This is a genomic window from Kitasatospora sp. NPDC059973, assembly GCF_042737525.1.
Lineage (GTDB): Bacteria > Actinomycetota > Actinomycetes > Streptomycetales > Streptomycetaceae > Kitasatospora.
In genome coordinates this window covers 1-1,761 of sequence record NZ_JBHWUI010000359.1, presented here as the reverse complement: position 1 = coordinate 1,761, position 1,761 = coordinate 1, and the positions used below count along the sequence as shown (strand labels likewise).

The 1,761-nt window shown below is 67.0% G+C and carries 3 protein-coding genes; all 3 read right to left on the bottom strand.

Translation table 11 applies throughout. The features are described from left to right. A partial coding sequence (locus tag ACFWA9_RS39110; RefSeq protein ID WP_380394353.1) for a hypothetical protein occupies positions 1-301 on the bottom strand: 301 nt, incomplete at its 3' end. 211 nt (positions 302-512) lie between these two features. Continuing rightward, positions 513-728, bottom strand: a complete 216-nt coding sequence (locus ACFWA9_RS39105) for a helix-turn-helix domain-containing protein (RefSeq protein ID WP_377541225.1) — start codon at positions 726-728, stop codon at positions 513-515. Positions 729-868: 140 nt separating this feature from the next. Further along, positions 869-1,684: a GntR family transcriptional regulator gene (locus ACFWA9_RS39100; RefSeq protein WP_377541226.1), complete on the bottom strand. Its 816-nt coding sequence runs from the start codon at positions 1,682-1,684 to the stop codon at positions 869-871. Positions 1,685-1,761: the final 77 nt, after the last annotated feature.

Below are 1,761 nucleotides of genomic sequence, written 5' to 3'. Positions count from 1 at the left end.
GCCCGACGTGAGCGCGCCTGAAGCGGCCGGACCACCAGGCCCGGACCTGATCCTGGTCGGTGAACTTCGCCAGTTCCTCGGCCGTCGCATCCTTGCCGAATCCGGCGACCAGTGCGCCCTTGTCGGTACGGGAGCAGGGGACCACGGAGAAGCCGCGGCCTACCCACGTCAGGGTGACGGCCAGCTGGTGCGCGCCGATGTCGACGGGCGGCCGCCCTCCGAGGCCAGCCGTGAGGCCGCTCGCGCGGGGGGTGGGGGGCTGTGGGACGCCGAGAGTTCTCTCAGCTGTGGGATGGTTCACGGTCTCTCCGTGCTTAGGGCCGCAGCCCCGGCGATAGACCATGCCACCTCTGCCACCGTGGTCCATGAGTGTCTGCCTGAGCTGGCAGATCTGGGCTACCGTGGGGGTGGTATCAAGGCGTATCGCCGGTACTAGCGACCGAGTTCAGATTGGTGTCTGGGCGGTCTTCTTGGGGTGGCCGTCCTGGTGACACAGGGCGGCCCCCACTGGTTTACGCGGTGGTCCAGGAGCCGGTGCCCCACTGCCGTGACTCGCGCTCCATACGTTCGAGGTCTCCACGGTGGACGCGGATTCCCCGGCCCGTCGGGCCCGTTCGAAGGACCCGCAGCCCGCGGCCGCTGTTTGCCCAGCGGTACGCGGTCCGAGTCGAGATGCGGAAGCGACGCGCGATCTCGGGCACTGTGAGCCATACCTCTTCACCTGCCATGGGGTGATCTCCTGTCGGTACAACGGGGGTTCGGACGCTAGTGACACCGGCGACTGTGGGGCACTGCGTGGGCAGAGTGCCTCACGAGGGGCCTATACCGGAACGTATCGGATGAGTGTTCGATTCTCCGGGGCGGGGATTTAGGGCTGAGATCCTGCCGAGTAGTAGTCGCCGGTTGAGGGCTGCACAGGCCATCGAGCCGCGCCGCGACGTTGTAGCGGATACCTGACGCTGAACAGCTCGCCGGACATTCGGATGTCCTGCACCTCCACCACGCGGGCCTTACTACCGCGTCCGAGAGAGGCAACCCGCAGGATTCGCAGCATTGGCACGCCAGGAGGCAGGAGCAACGTCTCAGCCTCAGCCGGGTTCGGTGTAGCCGCGGTGACCTCCTCTTCCCACTGCAGTGGTTGCTGGGCCCACTCCTCAATGCGGTCATACGAGCCGCCGAGGCCGGTGCCGCCGGCGAGGACCGGCACGTCCTCGACGATGTCGGGGTGGAACCAGGATGCGGCGAGCTGGCGGTACTGCGGCTGCTCCGGATCGCCGTTGGCGCGCTCGCGGAGTAGGACCAGAGTCCCGGGAGTGATGCCCAGCAGTTCCGCGACATCCGCCGGTACGGGGCGGGTGTCGATGGCGAGACCGAGGCCCTGAATGGTGCGCCAGTGTTGGACGGTTGGTCCGGAGTAGTAGCCCAGGTGGTCACGCTCGATGTTGCGGGACCGCACGAGCCGCGTCGTTGGACGCTGGCGCACGATCGTTCCGGCACGGCCGCCCGGAGACTCGGCTAGGCCCTCAGCCTTGAGCTGGTTCAACGCCTGGCGCGCAGTCTGACGGTTCACCGAGTAGCGCTCGGCCAGCGTCTCGATGCCTGGCAACCGGTCTCCTGGCTGCAGCTCGCCCCGCTGGATCTGTGTGCGCAGGTTGGCTGCAATCTCATCGGCCGTGCTTGGCATGGCTCGCCTCCCTTCATGTAGTCGCTGCGACGTTACGTGCTAGCAGCAAATCTTGACACATGACGCACTGAGAGGGC

Coding starts and splice junctions, on each gene's coding strand:
- ACFWA9_RS39105 (WP_377541225.1), bottom strand. CDS start 728: ATGGCAGGTGAAGAGGTATGGCTCACAGTGCCCGAGATCGCGCGTCGC.
- ACFWA9_RS39100 (WP_377541226.1), bottom strand. CDS start 1,684: ATGCCAAGCACGGCCGATGAGATTGCAGCCAACCTGCGCACACAGATC.